At 65.8% G+C, this 16,815-nt stretch carries 16 protein-coding genes and 1 pseudogene; 13 read left to right on the plus strand and 4 right to left on the minus strand.

Annotation, left to right across the window (positions count from 1 at the left end; genetic code table 11):
• The first annotated feature begins 91 nt into the window (after positions 1-91).
• The 12 genes from LZD57_RS15615 to LZD57_RS15670 all read left to right on the plus strand — a co-directional run bounded on the left by LZD57_RS15615 (position 92) and on the right by LZD57_RS15670 (position 12,981).
• The gene (locus LZD57_RS15615) at positions 92-1,234 is read left to right on the plus strand and encodes an FAD-dependent monooxygenase (protein ID WP_233720409.1); all 1,143 of its coding nucleotides are present in this window, start codon (positions 92-94) and stop codon (positions 1,232-1,234) included.
• A gap of 117 nt (positions 1,235-1,351) precedes the next feature.
• Positions 1,352-2,977 carry a benzoate-CoA ligase family protein gene (locus LZD57_RS15620; protein ID WP_255699991.1) on the plus strand — a complete coding sequence of 542 codons (1,626 nt, stop codon included), beginning with the start codon at positions 1,352-1,354 and terminating at the stop codon, positions 2,975-2,977.
• A 93-nt stretch (positions 2,978-3,070) separates the two neighbouring features.
• Entirely contained in the window at positions 3,071-4,036 is a 966-nt protein-coding gene (locus LZD57_RS15625; RefSeq protein ID WP_233720411.1) for a TAXI family TRAP transporter solute-binding subunit, read from the plus strand.
• Between the two features lie 148 nt (positions 4,037-4,184).
• Positions 4,185-6,083: a TRAP transporter permease gene (locus LZD57_RS15630; RefSeq protein ID WP_233720412.1), complete on the plus strand. Its 1,899-nt coding sequence runs from the start codon at positions 4,185-4,187 to the stop codon at positions 6,081-6,083.
• Between the two features lie 53 nt (positions 6,084-6,136).
• The gene (locus LZD57_RS15635; protein ID WP_233720413.1) at positions 6,137-6,835 is read left to right on the plus strand and encodes a fumarylacetoacetate hydrolase family protein; all 699 of its coding nucleotides are present in this window, start codon (positions 6,137-6,139) and stop codon (positions 6,833-6,835) included.
• Positions 6,836-6,837: 2 nt separating this feature from the next.
• Positions 6,838-7,485: a maleylacetoacetate isomerase gene (gene maiA, locus LZD57_RS15640; RefSeq protein WP_233720414.1), complete on the plus strand. Its 648-nt coding sequence runs from the start codon at positions 6,838-6,840 to the stop codon at positions 7,483-7,485.
• Positions 7,486-7,526: 41 nt separating this feature from the next.
• Positions 7,527-8,630 carry a cupin domain-containing protein gene (locus tag LZD57_RS15645; protein WP_233720415.1) on the plus strand — a complete coding sequence of 368 codons (1,104 nt, stop codon included), beginning with the start codon at positions 7,527-7,529 and terminating at the stop codon, positions 8,628-8,630.
• Positions 8,630-9,199 carry a maleylpyruvate isomerase N-terminal domain-containing protein gene (locus LZD57_RS15650; protein WP_233720416.1) on the plus strand — a complete coding sequence of 190 codons (570 nt, stop codon included), beginning with the start codon at positions 8,630-8,632 and terminating at the stop codon, positions 9,197-9,199. The genes LZD57_RS15645 and LZD57_RS15650 overlap by 1 nt, the downstream gene beginning before the upstream one ends.
• A gap of 122 nt (positions 9,200-9,321) precedes the next feature.
• Positions 9,322-10,194 (plus strand): alpha/beta hydrolase, encoded by an 873-nt coding sequence (locus LZD57_RS15655; RefSeq protein WP_233720417.1) that lies wholly within the window; start codon positions 9,322-9,324, stop codon positions 10,192-10,194.
• Positions 10,195-10,284: 90 nt separating this feature from the next.
• Positions 10,285-10,680 (plus strand): RidA family protein, encoded by a 396-nt coding sequence (locus LZD57_RS15660; protein ID WP_233720418.1) that lies wholly within the window; start codon positions 10,285-10,287, stop codon positions 10,678-10,680.
• A gap of 194 nt (positions 10,681-10,874) precedes the next feature.
• Positions 10,875-11,456, plus strand: a complete 582-nt coding sequence (locus LZD57_RS15665; RefSeq protein ID WP_233720419.1) for an NADPH-dependent FMN reductase — start codon at positions 10,875-10,877, stop codon at positions 11,454-11,456.
• A 67-nt stretch (positions 11,457-11,523) separates the two neighbouring features.
• A complete protein-coding gene (locus tag LZD57_RS15670; protein WP_233720420.1) occupies positions 11,524-12,981 on the plus strand; it encodes an MDR family MFS transporter in 1,458 nt (485 codons plus the stop codon).
• A gap of 52 nt (positions 12,982-13,033) precedes the next feature.
• Here the strand turns inward: LZD57_RS15670 and LZD57_RS15675 are convergent.
• Positions 13,034-13,324: pseudogene (locus tag LZD57_RS15675) on the minus strand (integrase core domain-containing protein); the annotation flags it as partial.
• Positions 13,325-13,428: 104 nt separating this feature from the next.
• Between LZD57_RS15675 and LZD57_RS15680 the strand changes: the two are divergent.
• On the plus strand, positions 13,429-13,761 hold the full coding sequence (locus LZD57_RS15680) for a metallophosphoesterase family protein (RefSeq protein WP_233720421.1): 333 nt from the start codon (positions 13,429-13,431) through the stop codon (positions 13,759-13,761).
• Positions 13,762-13,890: 129 nt separating this feature from the next.
• On the opposite strand, the gene LZD57_RS15685 is transcribed toward LZD57_RS15680, so the two are convergent.
• The 3 genes from LZD57_RS15685 to LZD57_RS15695 all read right to left on the minus strand — a co-directional run bounded on the left by LZD57_RS15685 (position 13,891) and on the right by LZD57_RS15695 (position 16,794).
• The gene (locus LZD57_RS15685; protein ID WP_233720422.1) at positions 13,891-14,562 is read right to left on the minus strand and encodes a class II aldolase/adducin family protein; all 672 of its coding nucleotides are present in this window, start codon (positions 14,560-14,562) and stop codon (positions 13,891-13,893) included.
• 114 nt (positions 14,563-14,676) lie between these two features.
• On the minus strand, positions 14,677-15,636 hold the full coding sequence (locus tag LZD57_RS15690; protein ID WP_233720423.1) for a D-ribose ABC transporter substrate-binding protein: 960 nt from the start codon (positions 15,634-15,636) through the stop codon (positions 14,677-14,679).
• Between the two features lie 60 nt (positions 15,637-15,696).
• Positions 15,697-16,794 (minus strand): ABC transporter permease, encoded by a 1,098-nt coding sequence (locus LZD57_RS15695; protein ID WP_233720424.1) that lies wholly within the window; start codon positions 16,792-16,794, stop codon positions 15,697-15,699.
• Positions 16,795-16,815 lie beyond the last annotated feature (21 nt).

Genomic DNA, 16,815 nt, shown 5'->3' on the forward strand with positions numbered 1-16,815 from the left:
GTAGGGGCATATTTTCCATATTGCGCGATCGATTGCATATCATGATAAAACTGTCTAGCTTTCCTTGCATCAGGGACTCTGGGGAGGAACGATGTCCAAACTGTCGAGCGTCGAGATTCTGGGCGGGGGCCCGGGCGGACTTTACACCGCGATTCTCTTGCGCAAGTTCATGCCGCATGTCAGCGTCCGCGTAACCGAGCAGAACCCGGAAGGGGCGACCTTCGGCTTCGGTGTCGTGTTTTCCGATCAGGCCCTGGGCTTCCTCAAGGCCGACGACCCGGAGACGCACGAGTTCATCACGCCGCATATGGAGCGGTGGCGGGACATGACGCTGAACCTGCCGGGCGGGCAGGTGACGCTCGACGGCGTCGGCTTCACGGCGATCGGCCGCCTCGAGCTGATCGAGCTTCTGAAGGAGCGTGCCCGCTCGCTGGACGTTCCGATCCGCTTCGAGACCCAGGTCGAGTCCCTGGACGAATTGCAGGCCGATCTCGTGATCGGCGCCGATGGGCTGAATTCCCTGATGCGGCGTTCGCTCGAGGCCGAGTTCAAGCCGAATGTCGAGTATTTCGACAATCACTTTGCCTGGTTCGGCGCGACCATCCCCTTCGACACGCTGACCCAGACCTTCATCAAGACGGACAAGGGACCGCTCAACGCCCATCACTACCGCTTCGCCAAGGATCGCAGCACCTTCATCGTGGAATGCGAGCACGCGACCTATGAGGCCTACGGCTTTGGCGAGATGGGCGAAGAGGAAAGCGCCAAGCTCTGCAGCACGCTGTTCAAGGATGTGCTCAAGGGCACGGAGCTCGTCACCAACAAATCCATGTGGCGGCAGTTTCCGCGGTTGTGGTGCGAAAGCTGGATCGCCGGGCGCCATGCCCTGATCGGCGATGCCGTTCACACGGCGCATTTCTCCATCGGCTCGGGCACCCGGCTGGTGATGGAGGACGCCATCGCGCTCGTGAAGGCGCTCGCGGCTCACGACGACGTCGACGAGGCGCTCGGGGTCTATCAGGAACAGCGCCCGCCGATCGCCCGCAAGATCGTCGACGCGGCCAACACCTCGGCGACCTGGTACGAGAGCTTCGGCGAAAAGATGGGCAAGCCGCCGCTGGACTTCGCCTACGACTACCTGATGCGCTCGGGCCGAATGAGCGAGGAGCGTCTGCGCAAGATCGCGCCCGGATTCGCCGCGGAATATGAAAAGCAGCGGGCATTCGCCGGCTGAGGCTCGAATTTGCCGGGGGACGGGCCGGGTTGCGCCTTTCCCGCCGGAAGAAGATGCGCGGCCGCTCGGAGCGGCCAAGCGCGCGAACATGGAGAAAACATGTCGGGTTTGGCGCATATGCAGCCTGCAAGCGAAGCGACGTCCGAAGCCGGTGTGATCGTCGATCCGGTCGGCGACGACGCCCCAGCCGTTTCCGAGATCGGGTTCGACCGCTCGGCGCATCGCAATTGCTCGGACATCCTGTGGCGGAATCTGATCCGCAATCCGGACAAGGCCGCCGTCATCGGACCCGGCGGCAGCTTGACCTATGCCGCACTCGTCGAAGAGGCCTCGCGGTGGGGGCATGCCTTCCAGGCCTTCGGGCTGAGGCGGGGCGAGCGCATCGCCTTCTTCCTCGATGATACGCCGGTCTTTCCGGCGGCGTTCTTCGGTGCTGTCAGGGCCGGCTTCGTGCCGGTACTCCTCAATATCCTGACGCCGCCCGACACGCTGAACTTCTTTCTCGCGGATTCCGGCGCCCGCCTCGCTCTCGTCGATGCGGGCTTTTCGCGGATCTTCGAGGGCGACACGCTGAAGGGCACCGCGCTCGAAAGGACGATCGTCGCCAATGGCGCGGCATCCGGCCCGGACCGCATTTCCGCAGCGGACTTCATCGTTGGCCAGCCCGGCGATCTGGCGGTTGCCGATACCGGCCCCGACGACATGGCCTTCTGGATGTACTCGTCCGGATCGACCGGTAGGCCGAAGGGGATCGTCCATCTCCATCACGACATGGCCTACATCCAGGAAAGTTTCGGGACCCACGTCCTGAAGCTTCGGCCCGACGACATCGGCTATTCGGTGCCGAAGCAATACTTTGCCTATGGCTTCGGCAATTCGATCGTCTTTCCCTTCTCCATCGGCGCGACGGCGCTTCTCGTCCCCGGCCAGCCGAAGGCGGATACGGTCTTGAATGCGATCGAAGCCTTCAAGCCGACCGTCTTCTTCGGCCTGCCGACCCTCTTCACCGCACTCTGCCGCGCCGAGGGCGTCGAACGCCGAGACCTCGCTTCGATCCGCCAGTCCATGTCGGCGGCCGAGATCCTGTCGGAAGACGTCTACAACGCCTGGAAGAAGCTCGTCGGGCACGGGCCGACCGAAGGGCTCGGCTCGACCGAGGTGCTGCACGTCTATCTCTCGAACCGGATCGACGATCACCGGATCGGCGCGGCGGGAAGCCGGGTTCCCGGCTACGAGGTCCGGCTGGAAACGCCCGAGGGCAAACCGGCCGAACCCGGCGAGGAAGGCGTCATGCTGGTGCGCGGCCATTCCAACGCGCCGCTCTACTGGAACCGGCCGGACAAGACCGCCGACACCATGCGCGGCGAGTGGCTCTATACCGGCGACCGTTTCCTGGAGCGCGACGGATTCTACTATTTCCAGGGCCGCGCCGACGAACTGATCAAGGTCTCGGGCCAGTGGGTCTGGCCGCTGGAGGTCGAGCGCTGCCTCAACGAACATCCGGAAGTCCACGAATGCGCGGTCTTTGCCCATCAACTGGAAGACCGGCGCATGGCGCTGCGGGCGATCGTCACCTTGAAGGACGGCGTCGTCGCGGGCGATGCCCTGACGGCGCGGCTCCGCGACTACGTCAAGACCAAGCTCGCGCCCTACAAGGCGCCGCGCCTGTTCGAATTCGTCGAGGAGTTGCCGAAGACCGGCACCGGCAAGATCGACCGGCAGGCTCTGGTTTCGAGCGCCTGAGGCTGGAGACGGGCAGGGGCCGCGGGCTCGTGGCCTCGGCGAACCGAAGAAGACGCTCCGACGGAGAGGGTCGGCTCGAATGGGAGGAATGACATGAAGGTTTTCAGACATTTGATGGCGGCGGGCTTCGCCTTCGGCATCGTGGGCGCCGCCCATGCGCAGGTGTCGTCGATCTCGACCCCGCCGCAGGGCTCGGTGTGGAACACGATGGCCAGCGTCATCGCCGGCCAGGCGCGCGAGAGCGGCGGCATGCGCATGGTCGTCCAGCCCTATGGCGGCAACGCGCAGATGATGCAGTCCGTCAACGAGGGGCTCGCCGAGTTTTCGCTGAACGACGTCAACGACGTGATCACGGCGGTCGAGGGGAGCGGCGAATACGACGCTGCGCTTCCGAATCTGCGCGTCGTGGCGCGGATCAACCCGTTCCCGATCGGGCTCTACGTCAAGGAAAGCTCCGGCATGACTTCGGTCGCCGACCTGAAGGGCAAGAGCGTTCCCTCCGGCTGGGATGCCTTTCCGATCGCCCGCTCGCACATCACCGCTATCCTCGCCGCCGGCGGCCTGATCTGGGACGACGTGACCAAGGTGCCCGTGCCGGAGCTCATCCGCGGCTCCGACGACATGGCGTCCGGCCGCGTCGACAGCGCCTTTTTCGCCGTCGGCGGGCCGAAAGTCGCCGAGGTCGACGCCTCGGTCGGCGGCGTGCGCTTCCTGACGGTCGATCCGAGCGAGGAGAACCTCGCCAAGATCCAGAAGGTGCGCCCGGCCTTCTATTTCTCGGACGTGACGCCCGCGCCGCCGCGCGTCGGGGTCAAGGAACCGATGGCCTTCGTCACCTGGGACAACATCCTGGTCGCCGGAACCCATGTGTCCGACGAACAGGTGAAGACGCTGCTCACGGTCCTCTTCGACGAGGCGGATGCGATCGGCAAGGCCTATCCGCCGCTCCGCGCCCTCGACCTTCAGACCGCCTACAAGGCCTATCCGGGCCTCGAATACCACCCGGGGGCGGTCGCTTTCTTCGAGGAGCGCGGCGTCGCGCAGACGCCTGCCGACTGAGCGACAGAGCATGACGAGGCGGGAGGCCATGAGGGCCTTCCGCCGCTTCCACACCAAGGGCTCCTGAATGGCGATCGACGAGCGATCAGAAACTTCCGGCGCGCGGGGGCTCGGTGGACCCCGCCGGAACGAACCGCGATGGACCGGCGTGACGAGGGCCGCGCTTGCCGGCCTTCTCACGCTTCTGTCGCTGGGGCAGGCCGCCGATGTCGGCTCGCGTCTCGCTTATTCCTATTATACCGAGCAGTTCCTGGCGGTCGTCCTGGGTCTGAGCCTCGCGCTCGTTTTCCTCGGCCAGAACGGCATGCAGGGCACCGCGTCCTCTCGCCGCGGGCTCGGCGTTCTCGACCTCGTCCTCGCCGCGGTGGGCCTCGGCCTTTCTCTGTATGTTGCCTGGTTCTATCCCTCGCTGGTCGGCCGGGCGCTGATGCTGCCCTGGGATGCGCTGATCACGGGCATTCTCCTCTTCATCCTCGTTCTCGAGGCGCTGCGACGCTGCGTCGGCTGGGTGCTCGTCATCGTGGTTCTGGTGATTGCCGGATACGGCCTCATCGGCCATCTGGTGCCGGGCATCCTGCAGACGCGCGAGGTCGCCCCAGCGCGCATGGCGGTCTATCTCGCCTTCGATCCGAACGGTCTCCTCGGCCTGACCTTGAACGTCGCGGCGACGGTCGTCATCGCCTTCGTCTTCTTCGGACAGCTTCTCCTCCACTCCGGCGGCGCCGGCTTCTTCAACGACATAGCCTCGGCGACGATGGGCCGCCGGCGGGGCGGGGCCGCCAAGATCTCGATCGTCGCTTCCGGCCTTTTCGGCTCGATCTCGGGCGTCGTCGTCTCGAACATCGTCGCGACCGGCGTCGTCACGATCCGCCTGATGGTCAATTCCGGCTTTCGCCGCACCACGGCCGCTGCCGTGGAGGCCGTCGCCTCCACCGGTGGGCAGATCGCGCCGCCCGTCATGGGCGCCGTCGCCTTCCTGATGGCCGACATCCTGCAGAAGCCCTATTCCGAGATCGTCGTCGCCGCGATCGTGCCGGCGCTGCTCTATTACGTCTCGCTCTTCGCCCAGGCCGATCTTCTCGCCGCCAAGCAGCACATCAAGCCGGTCGAGGGCGAGGAGATGCCGCCGATCGGGGGCGTGATGGCGCGTGGCTGGGTGTTCATCCTGCCCTTCGCCGCAATCGTGGTGGCGCTGTTCTGGTTCAACCAGCGGCCCGAGACGGCGGCGCTCTGGGGCGCCGGCGCCGCACTGGCGATCGGCCTGACGGTCGGCTACGGCGAGACCCGGATGGCACTCCGCCATCTCTGGGACTGCCTCGTCGAGACCGGTGTCGCGATCACCGACATCATCATGATCTCGGCGGCCGCCGGCTTCATCATCGGCGTCCTCAACGTCACCGGCCTCGGCTTCGCCGTCACCTATGCTCTCGTCGATCTGGGGCAGGGCAACCTGTTCCTGCTGCTCCTGATTTCGGCGGCGGTCTGTCTCGTGCTCGGCATGGGCATGCCGACGGTCGGCGTCTATCTGCTTTTGGCCGTCCTGGTCGCGCCCTCCCTGGTCGAAACCGGCGTCGATCCGATCGCCGCCCATCTCTTCATCTTCTATCTCGGCATGATGTCCATGGTGACGCCGCCGGTCGCGATCGGCGCCTTCTTCGCCGCCTCGATCGCCAAGGCGCCGCCCATGGAAACCGCCTTCGAATCCATGCGCTTCGGCTGGACGGCCTACATCATCCCCTTCCTCTTCGTCTTCTCGCCGGCGCTGCTCCTGATCGGCAGCCCGCTCGACAGCCTAATCGCGGTCGTGACGGCGGTGCTCGGCGTCTACGCGATCTCGGCCGCCTTCATCGGCTGGCTGCACGGCCCGGCCGGTCCCTTGCGGCGGATCGCGATCGGAATTGCTGGCGCAGCGCTCCTCCTTCCCCCCGGCATCGGCGGTGACCTGACGCTTTGGATCAACGGCGCCGGCCTTTTGGGGCTGGCGGCCGCCTGGGGTTTCGGACGCGAGACCTCGGCAGACAAGCTGGCGGAGGCGGTGCGCCATTAGGCGCTGTCGTTCCATCCGCTCGAACACCAATCCTGGTAAGCAAGGAAGTTAGAATGGCCTACGTCTTTCCCCCGGCACCGACCCCGACCGTCGCGGTTGCGAACAGCGACGATCGCCTGCCGGTGCGCCGCATCTTCTGCGTCGGGCGCAATTATGCCGCCCATGCCCGCGAGATGGGCAAGGACCCGGATCGCGAACCGCCCTTCTTCTTCACCAAACCGGCGGATGCCGTGGTGATGGATGGCGAAACGATCGCCTATCCGCCGGAGACCGAGAATTTTCACTATGAGGCGGAACTCATCGCCGTGATCGGGACGGCGGGCAAGGATATCCCCGAGGCCGACGCGCTGTCCCATGTCTGGGGCTATGCCGTCGGCAACGATCTCACCCGCCGCGACATCCAGCTCGCCGCCCGCGACAAGGGCCGGCCCTGGGATCTCGGCAAGGGCTTCGACCGCTCGGCCGTCATCGGCCCCGTTCATCCTGTTTCCGAGACCGGTCACCCGGAAGAGGGTTCGATCCGCCTCACCGTCAATGGCGAGGTGAAGCAGGATGCCGATCTCGCCGAGCTGATCTGGGGTGTCGACGAGATCGTCTCGATCCTCTCCCATTCCATCGAGCTGCGCCCCGGCGATCTGATCATGACCGGCACGCCGGCGGGCGTCGGGCCGCTGAAGCCAGGCGACAGCTGCGTCGTTTCGATCGCCGGCCTCGGCGAGATCACCACGACGATCGGACCGCGCGAGTCGTGACGATGGCGCTGACGCTGCACAACTTCTTCCGCTCCTCGACCTCGACGCGGCTTCGCGCCGCGTTGAACCTGAAAGGGCTGGAATATGATTACGTGCCCTACGTGCTGCGGAAGGGCGAGACGCGGACGCCGGACTATCTGAAGCGCAATCCGCAGGGGCTCGTTCCCTCGCTGGAACGGGAAGACGGCAAGGTTCTCACCCAGTCGCTCGCCATCATCGAGTGGCTGGAGGAGACCCATCCCGAGCCCGCGCTTCTGCCGAAGGACGCCGACGGCCGGGCGCGGGTGCGGGCGCTCGCCCATATGATCGCGCTCGAGGTTCATCCGCTCAACAATCTGAGGGTGCTCGGCTATCTCGCCGAGCATTTCGGTGCCGACGACGCGGCCCAGAAGGCGTGGTTCACCCATTGGGTGACGACCACCTTCGACGCGCTGGAAACGACGCTCGCCCGCGATGCCGAGACCGGCCAATTCTGCCATGGCGACACGCCGGGGCTCGCCGATCTCTGCCTATACGCGCAGGTCTGGAACAACAAACGCTTTGAGATCGACATCGCGACCTGGCCGGTGATCGCCGGCATTTTCGAGCGGCTCGATGCCTTGCCGGCCTTCCGCGATGCCGCGCCCCCCAACCAACCGGATGCCGCCTGAGCCTTATCGGGCGGCGCCAAGTCAACGAACGGAGGATTGTCATGAACGAGGCCGTGACCCACGAAAGCGTCAAGCACGCCATGCAGCCCGAGGACACCCCGGAACTGCGCGAACTCTACAAGGGATTTGCCGACAACAATCTGATCCCGCTCTGGACCCAGCTCGGCGACCTGATGCCGGTCCATCCGAAATCGAAGGCGGTCCCCTTCGTCTGGAAATGGTCCGAGCTTCTGCCGCTTGCCGAGAGATCCGGCGAGCTCGTGCCGGTCGGGCGCGGCGGCGAGCGCCGGGCGATCGGTCTCGCCAATCCGGGCCTCGCGCCCAACGCCTACATCTCGCCGACGCTCTGGGCGGCGATCCAGTATCTCGGCCCCCGCGAGACCGCGCCCGAACACCGCCATTCGCAGAATGCCTTCCGCTTCGTCGTCGAAGGCGAGGGGGTCTGGACGGTGGTTAACGGCGATCCGGTCCGCATGTCGCGCGGCGATCTCCTGCTGACGCCGGGCTGGAACTTCCACGGCCATCACAACGACCGCGACGCGCCGATGGCCTGGATCGACGGGCTCGACATTCCCTTCAGCCAGCAGATGGACGTCGGCTTCTTCGAATTCGGCTCCGACCGCGTCACCGACTATGCGACGCCCAACTTCTCGCGCGGCGAGCGGCTGTGGTGTCATCCGGGACTGAGGCCGCTGTCGCAGCTTCGCGATACGGTCTCCTCGCCGATCGGCGCCTATCGCTGGGAATACACCGACCGCGCGCTCACCGAGCAGCTCCTCCTCGAAGACGAGGGCCAGCCGGCGACGGTCGGGCAGGGCCACGCGGCGATCCGCTACGTCAATCCGACGACCGGCGGCGACGTCATGCCGACGATCCGCTGCGAATTTCATCGTCTGAGGGAAGGCGTCGAAACGCCGACCCGCCAGGACGTCGGTTCGAATGTCTTCCAGGTGTTCCACGGCAGGGGCGCGGTGGTTCTGGGCGGCAAGACGCATACGCTCGAAAAGGGCGACATGTTCGTCGTGCCCTCCTGGATCCCGTTCTCCTTCCAGGCCGAGACGCAGTTCGATCTCTTCGCCTTTTCCGATGCGCCGATCATGGAGCGGCTGCACTTCGCGCGCACCAGGATCGAAGGGCGGGATTGATGCCGTCAGCCGACATCGACGCGGCGGCGCGCGAAGCGCTGCGGGCAAGGCAGGGCGAGGGCGCGCGCTACGACGCGCCCAACGCCCCGGCGGAGGAACTCCTGCTCGCCCGCCGCGGCGCCGCCTTCTTCGCCCGCAAGATCAACGAACTGAAGGACGCGGACTTTGCGGCCCCCTCTCTGCGGGCTGGCATGAGCCGGCCACGTCTCATCGCCCATGTCAGCTACCGGGCGCGGGCGCTGGCCCTGGCTCTGAAGGGCCTGCGCGAAGGCCTGACCGACGAAGAGGCCGAATGGCGGCCCGACGCGGCGTTCGCCGCGACATTGCCGGTGCGCGCGATCCGGCATCTCTACTATCACAGCGACGTCCACCTGAACGTCGAGTTCCGCGACTGTCGGCCCGAAGACTGGGACGGCGGGCAGATCGTGCTCGACGGCGAGACGTTTGCCGTTCGCGCGACCCCGCTCCTGCGCGCCCGCGACGTCTGGGGCGCCGCCGTCGATCTCGGCAACGGCGCGCGCCTCGCCGATCTGCCGGCGGACGTCCGGCCCGCATCGACCGCCATGTGAAGAACCGGACGCCCCCGCACTCTCGGCTTTTTGTCCACCAACGGAGAGGGACTACCATGCGATCGCTTGTGACGAAGCTGTTTGGGCGAACGAGGCGAGCGACGTCGCTCGCAATGATTGCGATGGCGGTCGTGGTCGCTCGGGTCGATATTGCCGACGCCGTCGAATTCAGCGTCATGGAAAACGTCGAATATGCGAACCACGACGGCGTCTCGCTCGGCGGCACGTTCTACAAGGCGGAGACACCCGAACCGGCGCCGGTGATCGTCGCCGTCCATGGGGGCGGATGGCAGGTCGGGGACCGGACCGTCTACAAATACTGGGGCCCGTATCTGGCGGAGAAGGGGTATTCGGTCTTCGCGATCGAATATCGCCTCGGCGAGAAGACCTATCCGCAGTCGGTACAGGACGTCGTCGCGGCGGTTCAGTATGTCCGTGGTCGCGCAGGAGAATTGAACGTCGATCCGGATCGGATCGCCCTCCTCGGCGATTCCTCCGGCGGACATCTCGCGGCGCTCGTCGCACTCGCCGGCAACGAGGAGCCATTCAAGGGCGCCTATCCCGACGATACCTATGCCGACGTCAGCCCCGGTGTGAAGGCGGTGGCGACCTTCTACGGCGTCTTCGACATGGCCGCCCAGTGGGAGCACGATCAGATCGCGCGACCGGCCGATCAGATTTCCGAGAAATATATCGGCGTCCCGCCGATGCGCGACCGCCAGGCCTATTTCGAGGCTTCCCCGATCGCCCATGCCGAAATTCGCGACCGCAATCCCTCGTTCCTCGTGGTCTACGGTACCGAGGACGACGTGGTCGAACCCGAAAGCCAGTCGCTCGCCTTTCTGACGGCGCTGAAGCAGGCAAGGATATCCGCCTTGCCCGTCATCGTGCAGGGCGCGCCCCATCTCTGGATCTGGGACCCGATCGACGAGCCGGAGAGCTTCACGCATTTCCTCGCGCCGCGCCTGATGTGGTTCCTCAAATCGAAACTCTAGAGCGTTCCGCGAAGCCGGCTTTGCCTCGTAACGCAGCCATCCCGCACCTCACGCCGAGAAATCCTCCCAACAACGACAGGAGAACGATCCATGGCATTCACGAAGACCACGCTGGAACCCACCTGGGAAGCCAAATACGCCTATTCCCCGGCCGTCGTGACCGAAGGCGGCAAGACCGTCTGGCTCGCCGGCCATGTCGGCTTCATGGACGATGACGGCCAGTCGCTCGCCGGCCAGTTCGAGCGGCAGGTGCGCCAGGCCTTCAAGAATCTCGAAGCGACCATGGGCCGGGTCGGCGGCGATCTGACGGACATCGTCTGGATGACGGTCTCGGTCTGCGACGGCCGCTATTCCCAGGTGTTCACCGACATCCGCAAGGAAATCTACGGCAAGGATTTTCCGGCGAGCACGCTCGTCACCGTCGCCGCCTTCGCGCATCCCGACATTCTGGTCGAGATCACCCCCGTCGCCGTCATCGCCGGCTGATCCGCCGAAAGCCGGGGCCGCGGGTCGTTTCGGCCTGCGGCCCCATCACGCGTGCTTTCGGTCTCGGGCATGGCATTCGTAGACGGTTCGTTCACCGATCGGGCTTTGCCACATCGTCTGCGCGACCGATGTCGATCTCAGCATGCCTCTTCCCGCCCATGTCGATCCGTCGATGTCAAATCCGGAGAGCCCGTTTGCCCAAGCTCAAGATCGCCGTCATCATCAGCAGCACCCGCGACACCCGCTTCGGGCCGATCCCGGCCGAATGGATGGTGAACCTTGCGAGCCGGCGCGACGATCTCGATGTCGAGCTCGTCGACCTGAAGAGCTTCGATCTCCCCTTCTTCAACGAGCGCATGTCCAATCTCGGGGCGCCGAGCGAGGATCCGCGCGCCGTCGCATGGCAAAAGAAGATCGGCGAGTTCGATGGCTATATCGTCGTAACGGCGGAATATAACCGCTCGCTGACCGCCGCCATGAAGAACGCCTTCGACCAGGCCTATGTCGAGTGGAACCGCAAGCCGATCGGCTTTCTCGGCTACGGCGCGGTGGGCGCCTCCCACGCGATCGATCATGCCCGCACCATCGCCATCGAGCTCCACATGGTGCCCGTGCGTTCGGCGATCCACATCGGCGGCAGCGAATATGTGAAGGTCGTCCACCAGCGCCAGCCGATCGCCGAGATCGAACCGGCGATCATGCGCAGCGCGACCGAGCTTCTCGACCAGATCGCCTGGTGGGGCCGGGTGACCAGGGCGGGCCGCGACGCCGCATGAATTTCGAAAGGCGGGCGATCGAGCCGAAGAGCCGGCGGGGCCGCCGGCCGCATCCGGAGACTCCCTGATGAGCAACGCGCAGACGAATGCCCGTGCCGACGGCTTCACCGCGCCGCCGATCTCGACGCGGCAGATGTATTTCATCGTCGGCGGCGTCATGCTGGCGATGCTGCTTGCGGCGCTCGACCAGACCATCGTCGCGCCCGCCCTGCCGACCATCGGCGATCGTCTGGGGCACGTCGACTATCTGCCCTGGGTGGTGACGGCCTATCTCCTCACCTCCATCGCCACCGCGCCGCTCTATGGAAAGATCGCCGATCTCTACGGGCGGCGGCCGACGATCTTCGCGGCGGTCTTCTTCTTCGTCGCCGGTTCCGTCGTCTGCGGGCTGGCGGGCCACATGTTCGTGCTGATCCTCGGCCGCGCGATCCAGGGGCTCGGCGGCGGCGGCCTCTTCGCCATGGCGATGATCGTGATCGGCGATCTCGTGCCGCCGCGCGAGCGTGGCCGGCTGACCGCCTGGACGGCCGGAACCTGGGCCGTCGCGAGCGTGGCGGGGCCGCTTCTCGGCGGGGCCTTCGCCGATCATCTCCACTGGTCCCTGATCTTCTGGATCAACCTCCCGCTCGGCGTCCTCGCGCTGGCGATCATGAACGCGCCGCTGAAGGCGCTGACGAAGGGCAATCCGGACCGCCGGCTCGATCTCGCCGGCGCGGGGCTCCTCGTCGTCGCGACGACGGCGCTGCTCCTCGCGCTCAACTGGGGCGGCAACACCTATGCGTGGACCTCGCTGCCGATCCTCTCGCTCATCGCCGGCTTCCTTGCGCTCGGCGCGGTGCTCGCCTGGCGGCTCCTGACGGCGCCGGAGCCGCTGATCGCGCTCGAAGTGTTGCGCAACCCGATCGTCTGCGCCGCGAGCGCCGCCGTCGCCCTCACGCAAGGGGCCCATCTCGGCCTCACGGTCTTCATCCCGATCTATCTCCAGACGAGCCTCGACATGTCGGTCAGCGCGTCGGGCTCCGCGCTTCTCGGCTTCATGCTCGGCACCGTCCTCGGTGCCTGGATCAGCGGCAGGCTGCTCATGCGCGTCCGGCGCTACAAGCTGATGGCGGTCTTCGGCGCGGGGATTTCGGCGGCGGGCATCCTGGTCATGGGGCTGACCGCCGGTCTCGCCTCCCTCTTTCTCGCCGAGGCCCTGATGATCGCCGCCGGTTTCGGGGCGGGCCTCACCTTCCCGATCGCGACGATCTCGGCGCAGAATGCCGTCGCGCAGTCGGAGCTCGGCGCGGCGACCGGTCTCGTCACCTTCCTGCGCCAGCTCGGCGGCGCGATCGGCGTTGCCGTCCTCGGCGCGATCGCGCTCGCCTACGGCCTGCCGATGTCGCGCGAAGGGGCCGTGACCGCAGCGCAAGGCGGAGGAGAGGCCGGGCTCTATGCGATCATCTTCTACGCCGCCGCCCTCGCCATGGCCGGCACCACGCTCAGCTACGTCCTGATGCCGGAAAAGCCGCTGGCCGAGGGATGACGCGGCAAGGGATCGGGGGGAGCTGCTCGCGCGATTGCATGTCTTCTTGAGCTTCTTGACTGACGAATGACATGACGGTTTCGACGGGTCTGCGGCCCAGGTTGCGGTAGCCGAGGTGCGGGTGTTCGGTGTTGCAGTGGACGAGCCAGGCATCGAGATCGGCCTGCAGGGCCTCGACCGTTTCATGGAACGTCTCGCGCATGGTGATGCGGAAGAACTCGTCGAGAATGGTGCCTGCCGTTGAAGCGCTCGTCGAAGCCGTTGGTTTTGGGGGCCGGACCCTTGTTCGCCGCTGCTCGATACCGTTGAGGTCGAGATAGAGTTCGTCGGGATGCCAGTCGGTCGCCGGCGAGGGTCGTCTGCGGATGGCTCTTGTGGATCGGCGGCAGATCCTTCAGGCCCTCGAACCCTTGCGTCTGAAAGCGCCGCTTCCATTCGCAGAAGCCGGTGCGGTTCAACATCGGCAAGCCGGACATCATTCCGCGCTTGCCCGAGATCGCGCCGGTCACGGCCATTCCCGGCAATATCGACCATGCGGCGTGGCCGCAGGACTTCCGGGAAACGGCATACGTGGAACTGCTCGGTCGCCGCTTCTTCGTCATTCACGACCGAAACGAACTCGCGTTGGGTCCCGCCGAGGCAGGGCATGACGTCGTGATTTTTGGCCATTCTCATCGACCCCGCCAAGAAACGATCGACGGCCTTCTCTTTCTGAACCCAGGCAGCGCCGCACCTAGACGCTTCAAGCTTCCTATCACCTTGGCGACCCTTCGCCTTTAAGGAAACTCGCTCTTCGCGACCATCTGCGAGCTTGCGTAAGAATTCTCGCCACCCGCGACAAGAGAGAAAGCAGCGGCATCCGAAGAGGCCGCCGTCATTATCGAGCTGCGAGTCTGGATCGACCGGGCCTCAGGCCGCCTCGTCCTCGTGGTCCTGCAGACCGTAGCTGCCGAAGGACTTCACCGTGTCGGCGATCTCGCCTTCGCTGAGGAGGTTCGGGCCGCCGATGAGGAGCGACATGTAGTATTGCTTGGCGATGGTCTCGAGTTCGACGGCGAGCCACATCGCCTTGTCGAGATTGGCACCCGTCGCGATCATGCCGTGGTTGGCGAGGAGGCAGCCGGTGCGGTCTTCGAGCGCCTCGAGCGCGGCCACGGAGAGTTCCTTGGTGCCGAAGGTGGCGTAGTCCGAGCAGCGGATGTCCATGCCGCCGAAGGCCGCCATCATGTAGTGGCAGGCCGGGATCGACTTGCCGGCGATGGCGAGCACCGTCGCATAGGTCGAATGGGTATGGACGATGCCGCCGACATCCGGGCGGCCCTTCATGATGTCGAGGTGGAAGCGCCATTCCGTCGAGGGTTTCAGCGGGCCTTCCCAACTGCCGTATTCGCCGTCGATCGGCATCGAGGCGACCATGTCGGGCGTCATGGAATCATAGGCGGTGGCCGACGGCGTGATCAGCATCCGCTCCTCGTGCCGGGCCGAGATGTTGCCCGACGTGCCCTGGTTGAGGCCGCTGGCATTCATCCAGCGCGCCTTTTCGACGATCGCCTCCCGCAGCTCGCGTTCCGTCTGTGCCATTGAAATCTTTCTCCATCATATCGGATGACGGCCCGGGCGGTGCCTGGGAGGACGGACCCGGGGGCGTCGTGGAAATGGCGCGGACGAAGCTGTCCGCGCCGATAGGCGTGTCGGTCAGCTTCCGAGCGTGAAGGGACCGGTCATCTGGTCGACGTTTTCCGGCGTGATCAGCGTGCAGTTGAACTGCTGCTTCTCGGTCTCCGGCTCGGTGCCGTTCTGGATCAGCGCGTCGGCCTGGCGCACCGCTTCGGCCGCGAACTCCGCGACCGGCTGAAGCACGGTGTAGGACATCTCGCCCGCCTTCACGGAATCGACCGCGTCCGGATTGCCGTCGAAGCCGCCGACGACCATGCCGTCCGTGAACTTGCCGGCTTCCTTGAGCGCCGCGATCGCGCCGAGCGCCATCTCGTCATTGCCGGAGATGACCGCGCCGACATTCGGGTTCGCCTGCATGATCGACTGCATCTTGTTGTAGCCCTGGGTGCGGTCCCAGTTGGCGGTCTCCTGGGCGAGCTTTTCGAGATCCGGATACTGGGAGAGCACGGTCTCGTAGCCGTTCGAGCGGGTTGCGGCGTTGTTGTCGGCCGGATTGCCGAAGAATTCGACATATTTGGCGTCGTCGCCGGCGAGCTCGACCCACTTCACCGCGCCGTCGGCGGCGCACTGGGCGTTGTTGGAGACGAGCTGCGCCTTGGCGAGGCCGGTCTCGTTGATCTCGGCATTGATCAGGAAGACCGGGATGCCGGCATCGACCGCCTTCCTGACCGCGCCGATCGAACCGTCGGCATTGGCCGGGTCGAGCAGGATCGCGGCGGACTGGTTGGTGATCGCCGTGTCGATGAGATTGCTCTCGACGTTGGTGTCGCCCTTGTGGGCCGAGACGCTGGCCTGATAGCCCATCTTCTCGGCGGTCGCCTGGGCGACGTCGCCCTCGGTCTTCCAGTAGGGGTTCGCGGGATCGTTGACGATGATCGTCATCAGACCCTTGTCCTGAGCCATCGAGACGCCGGCTCCGGCAAGGAGCGTGGCGGATGCCATGGCGGCGATGGCGACGCGGCGGGTAATTGTGAGCATGGATTTCCTCCCGTTGGGTCGAGCCGGCTCAGCCGGCGGGCTTTCCGCAGGTCTCGAGCGCTATTTCTTGGCCTTGGCCTGCGGAGATGACGGTGTTCCCGATCCGGACGGCTTGCGGCCACCCGAGCGGTACTGGATCGAGTTGAGAAGGACGGCGAGCACGATGACCGCGCCGGTGAAGACGGTCTGCCAGTAGGTCGAGACGCCGATGATCACGAGGCCGTCGGCGAGGAAGCCGATGACGAAGGCTCCGAGCAGCGTGCCGCCGACACGGCCCCGGCCGCCGGAGAGCGCCGCACCGCCGACGACGACGGCGGCGATCGCCGTCAGCTCGTAGGTCTGGCCCGCCGTCGGACCGGCCGAGGTGAGCTGCGAGGAGAGGACGAGCCCCGCGATCGCCGAGCAGATGCCCGACAGGACATAGACCGCGATGGTGACGCCGCGCACCGGAACGCCGGAGAGCTCGGCGGCGCGGGCATTGCCGCCGGTGGAATAGATCCAGCGGCCGAAGGCGGTCCGCTTCAGGATGAGCATGGCGATGACGGCGACGACGGCGAGCACGATGACGCCGATCGGCACGCCGAAGAGACGGTTGAAGCCGAGCCAGTCGAAGCCCGTGTTTCCGAGCTCCTCGCGGCCGCCGAGATTGTTGTAGGTGAGGCCGTTGGTCATCAGCAGCGCGACGCCCCGCGCCACATAGAGAAGGCCGAGGGTCGCGACGAAGGCCGGCACCTTGAAGAACGCGATGAGGACGCCGTTGACGAGGCCGACGAAGGCCCCGACGCAGCAGGTGAGGATCGCCACCACCCAGACCGGTGGATAGGCGGTGAAGCCGAAGCTTTCGAAGGCGACGCCTTGCATCAGCGCGCCCGCAACGACGCCGGCGAGCGCCAGCACCGAGCCGACCGAGAGGTCGATCCCGCCCGTCAGGATCACCAGGAGCATGCCGATCGCGAGCAGGCCGAAAATCGCCACATGCGAGGACATGATGAGGAAGTTGTTCAGCGAGAAATAGACCGGCGACAGGATCGAGAAGACGACGATGATCGCGATCAGCGCGAAGAAGGCGCGGCCTTCCAGCAGGATCCGCGCGATGTCGAACCGCCCGTCCGTGAGGCCGGGGATCGCGGCTTTGCGTGAAGCGCCGATATCGGACATCTGGTCAGGCTCCGCTTGAAA

It is taken from the genome of Jiella avicenniae, from assembly GCF_021390325.1.
Taxonomy (GTDB): Bacteria; Pseudomonadota; Alphaproteobacteria; order Rhizobiales; family Rhizobiaceae; genus Jiella; species Jiella avicenniae.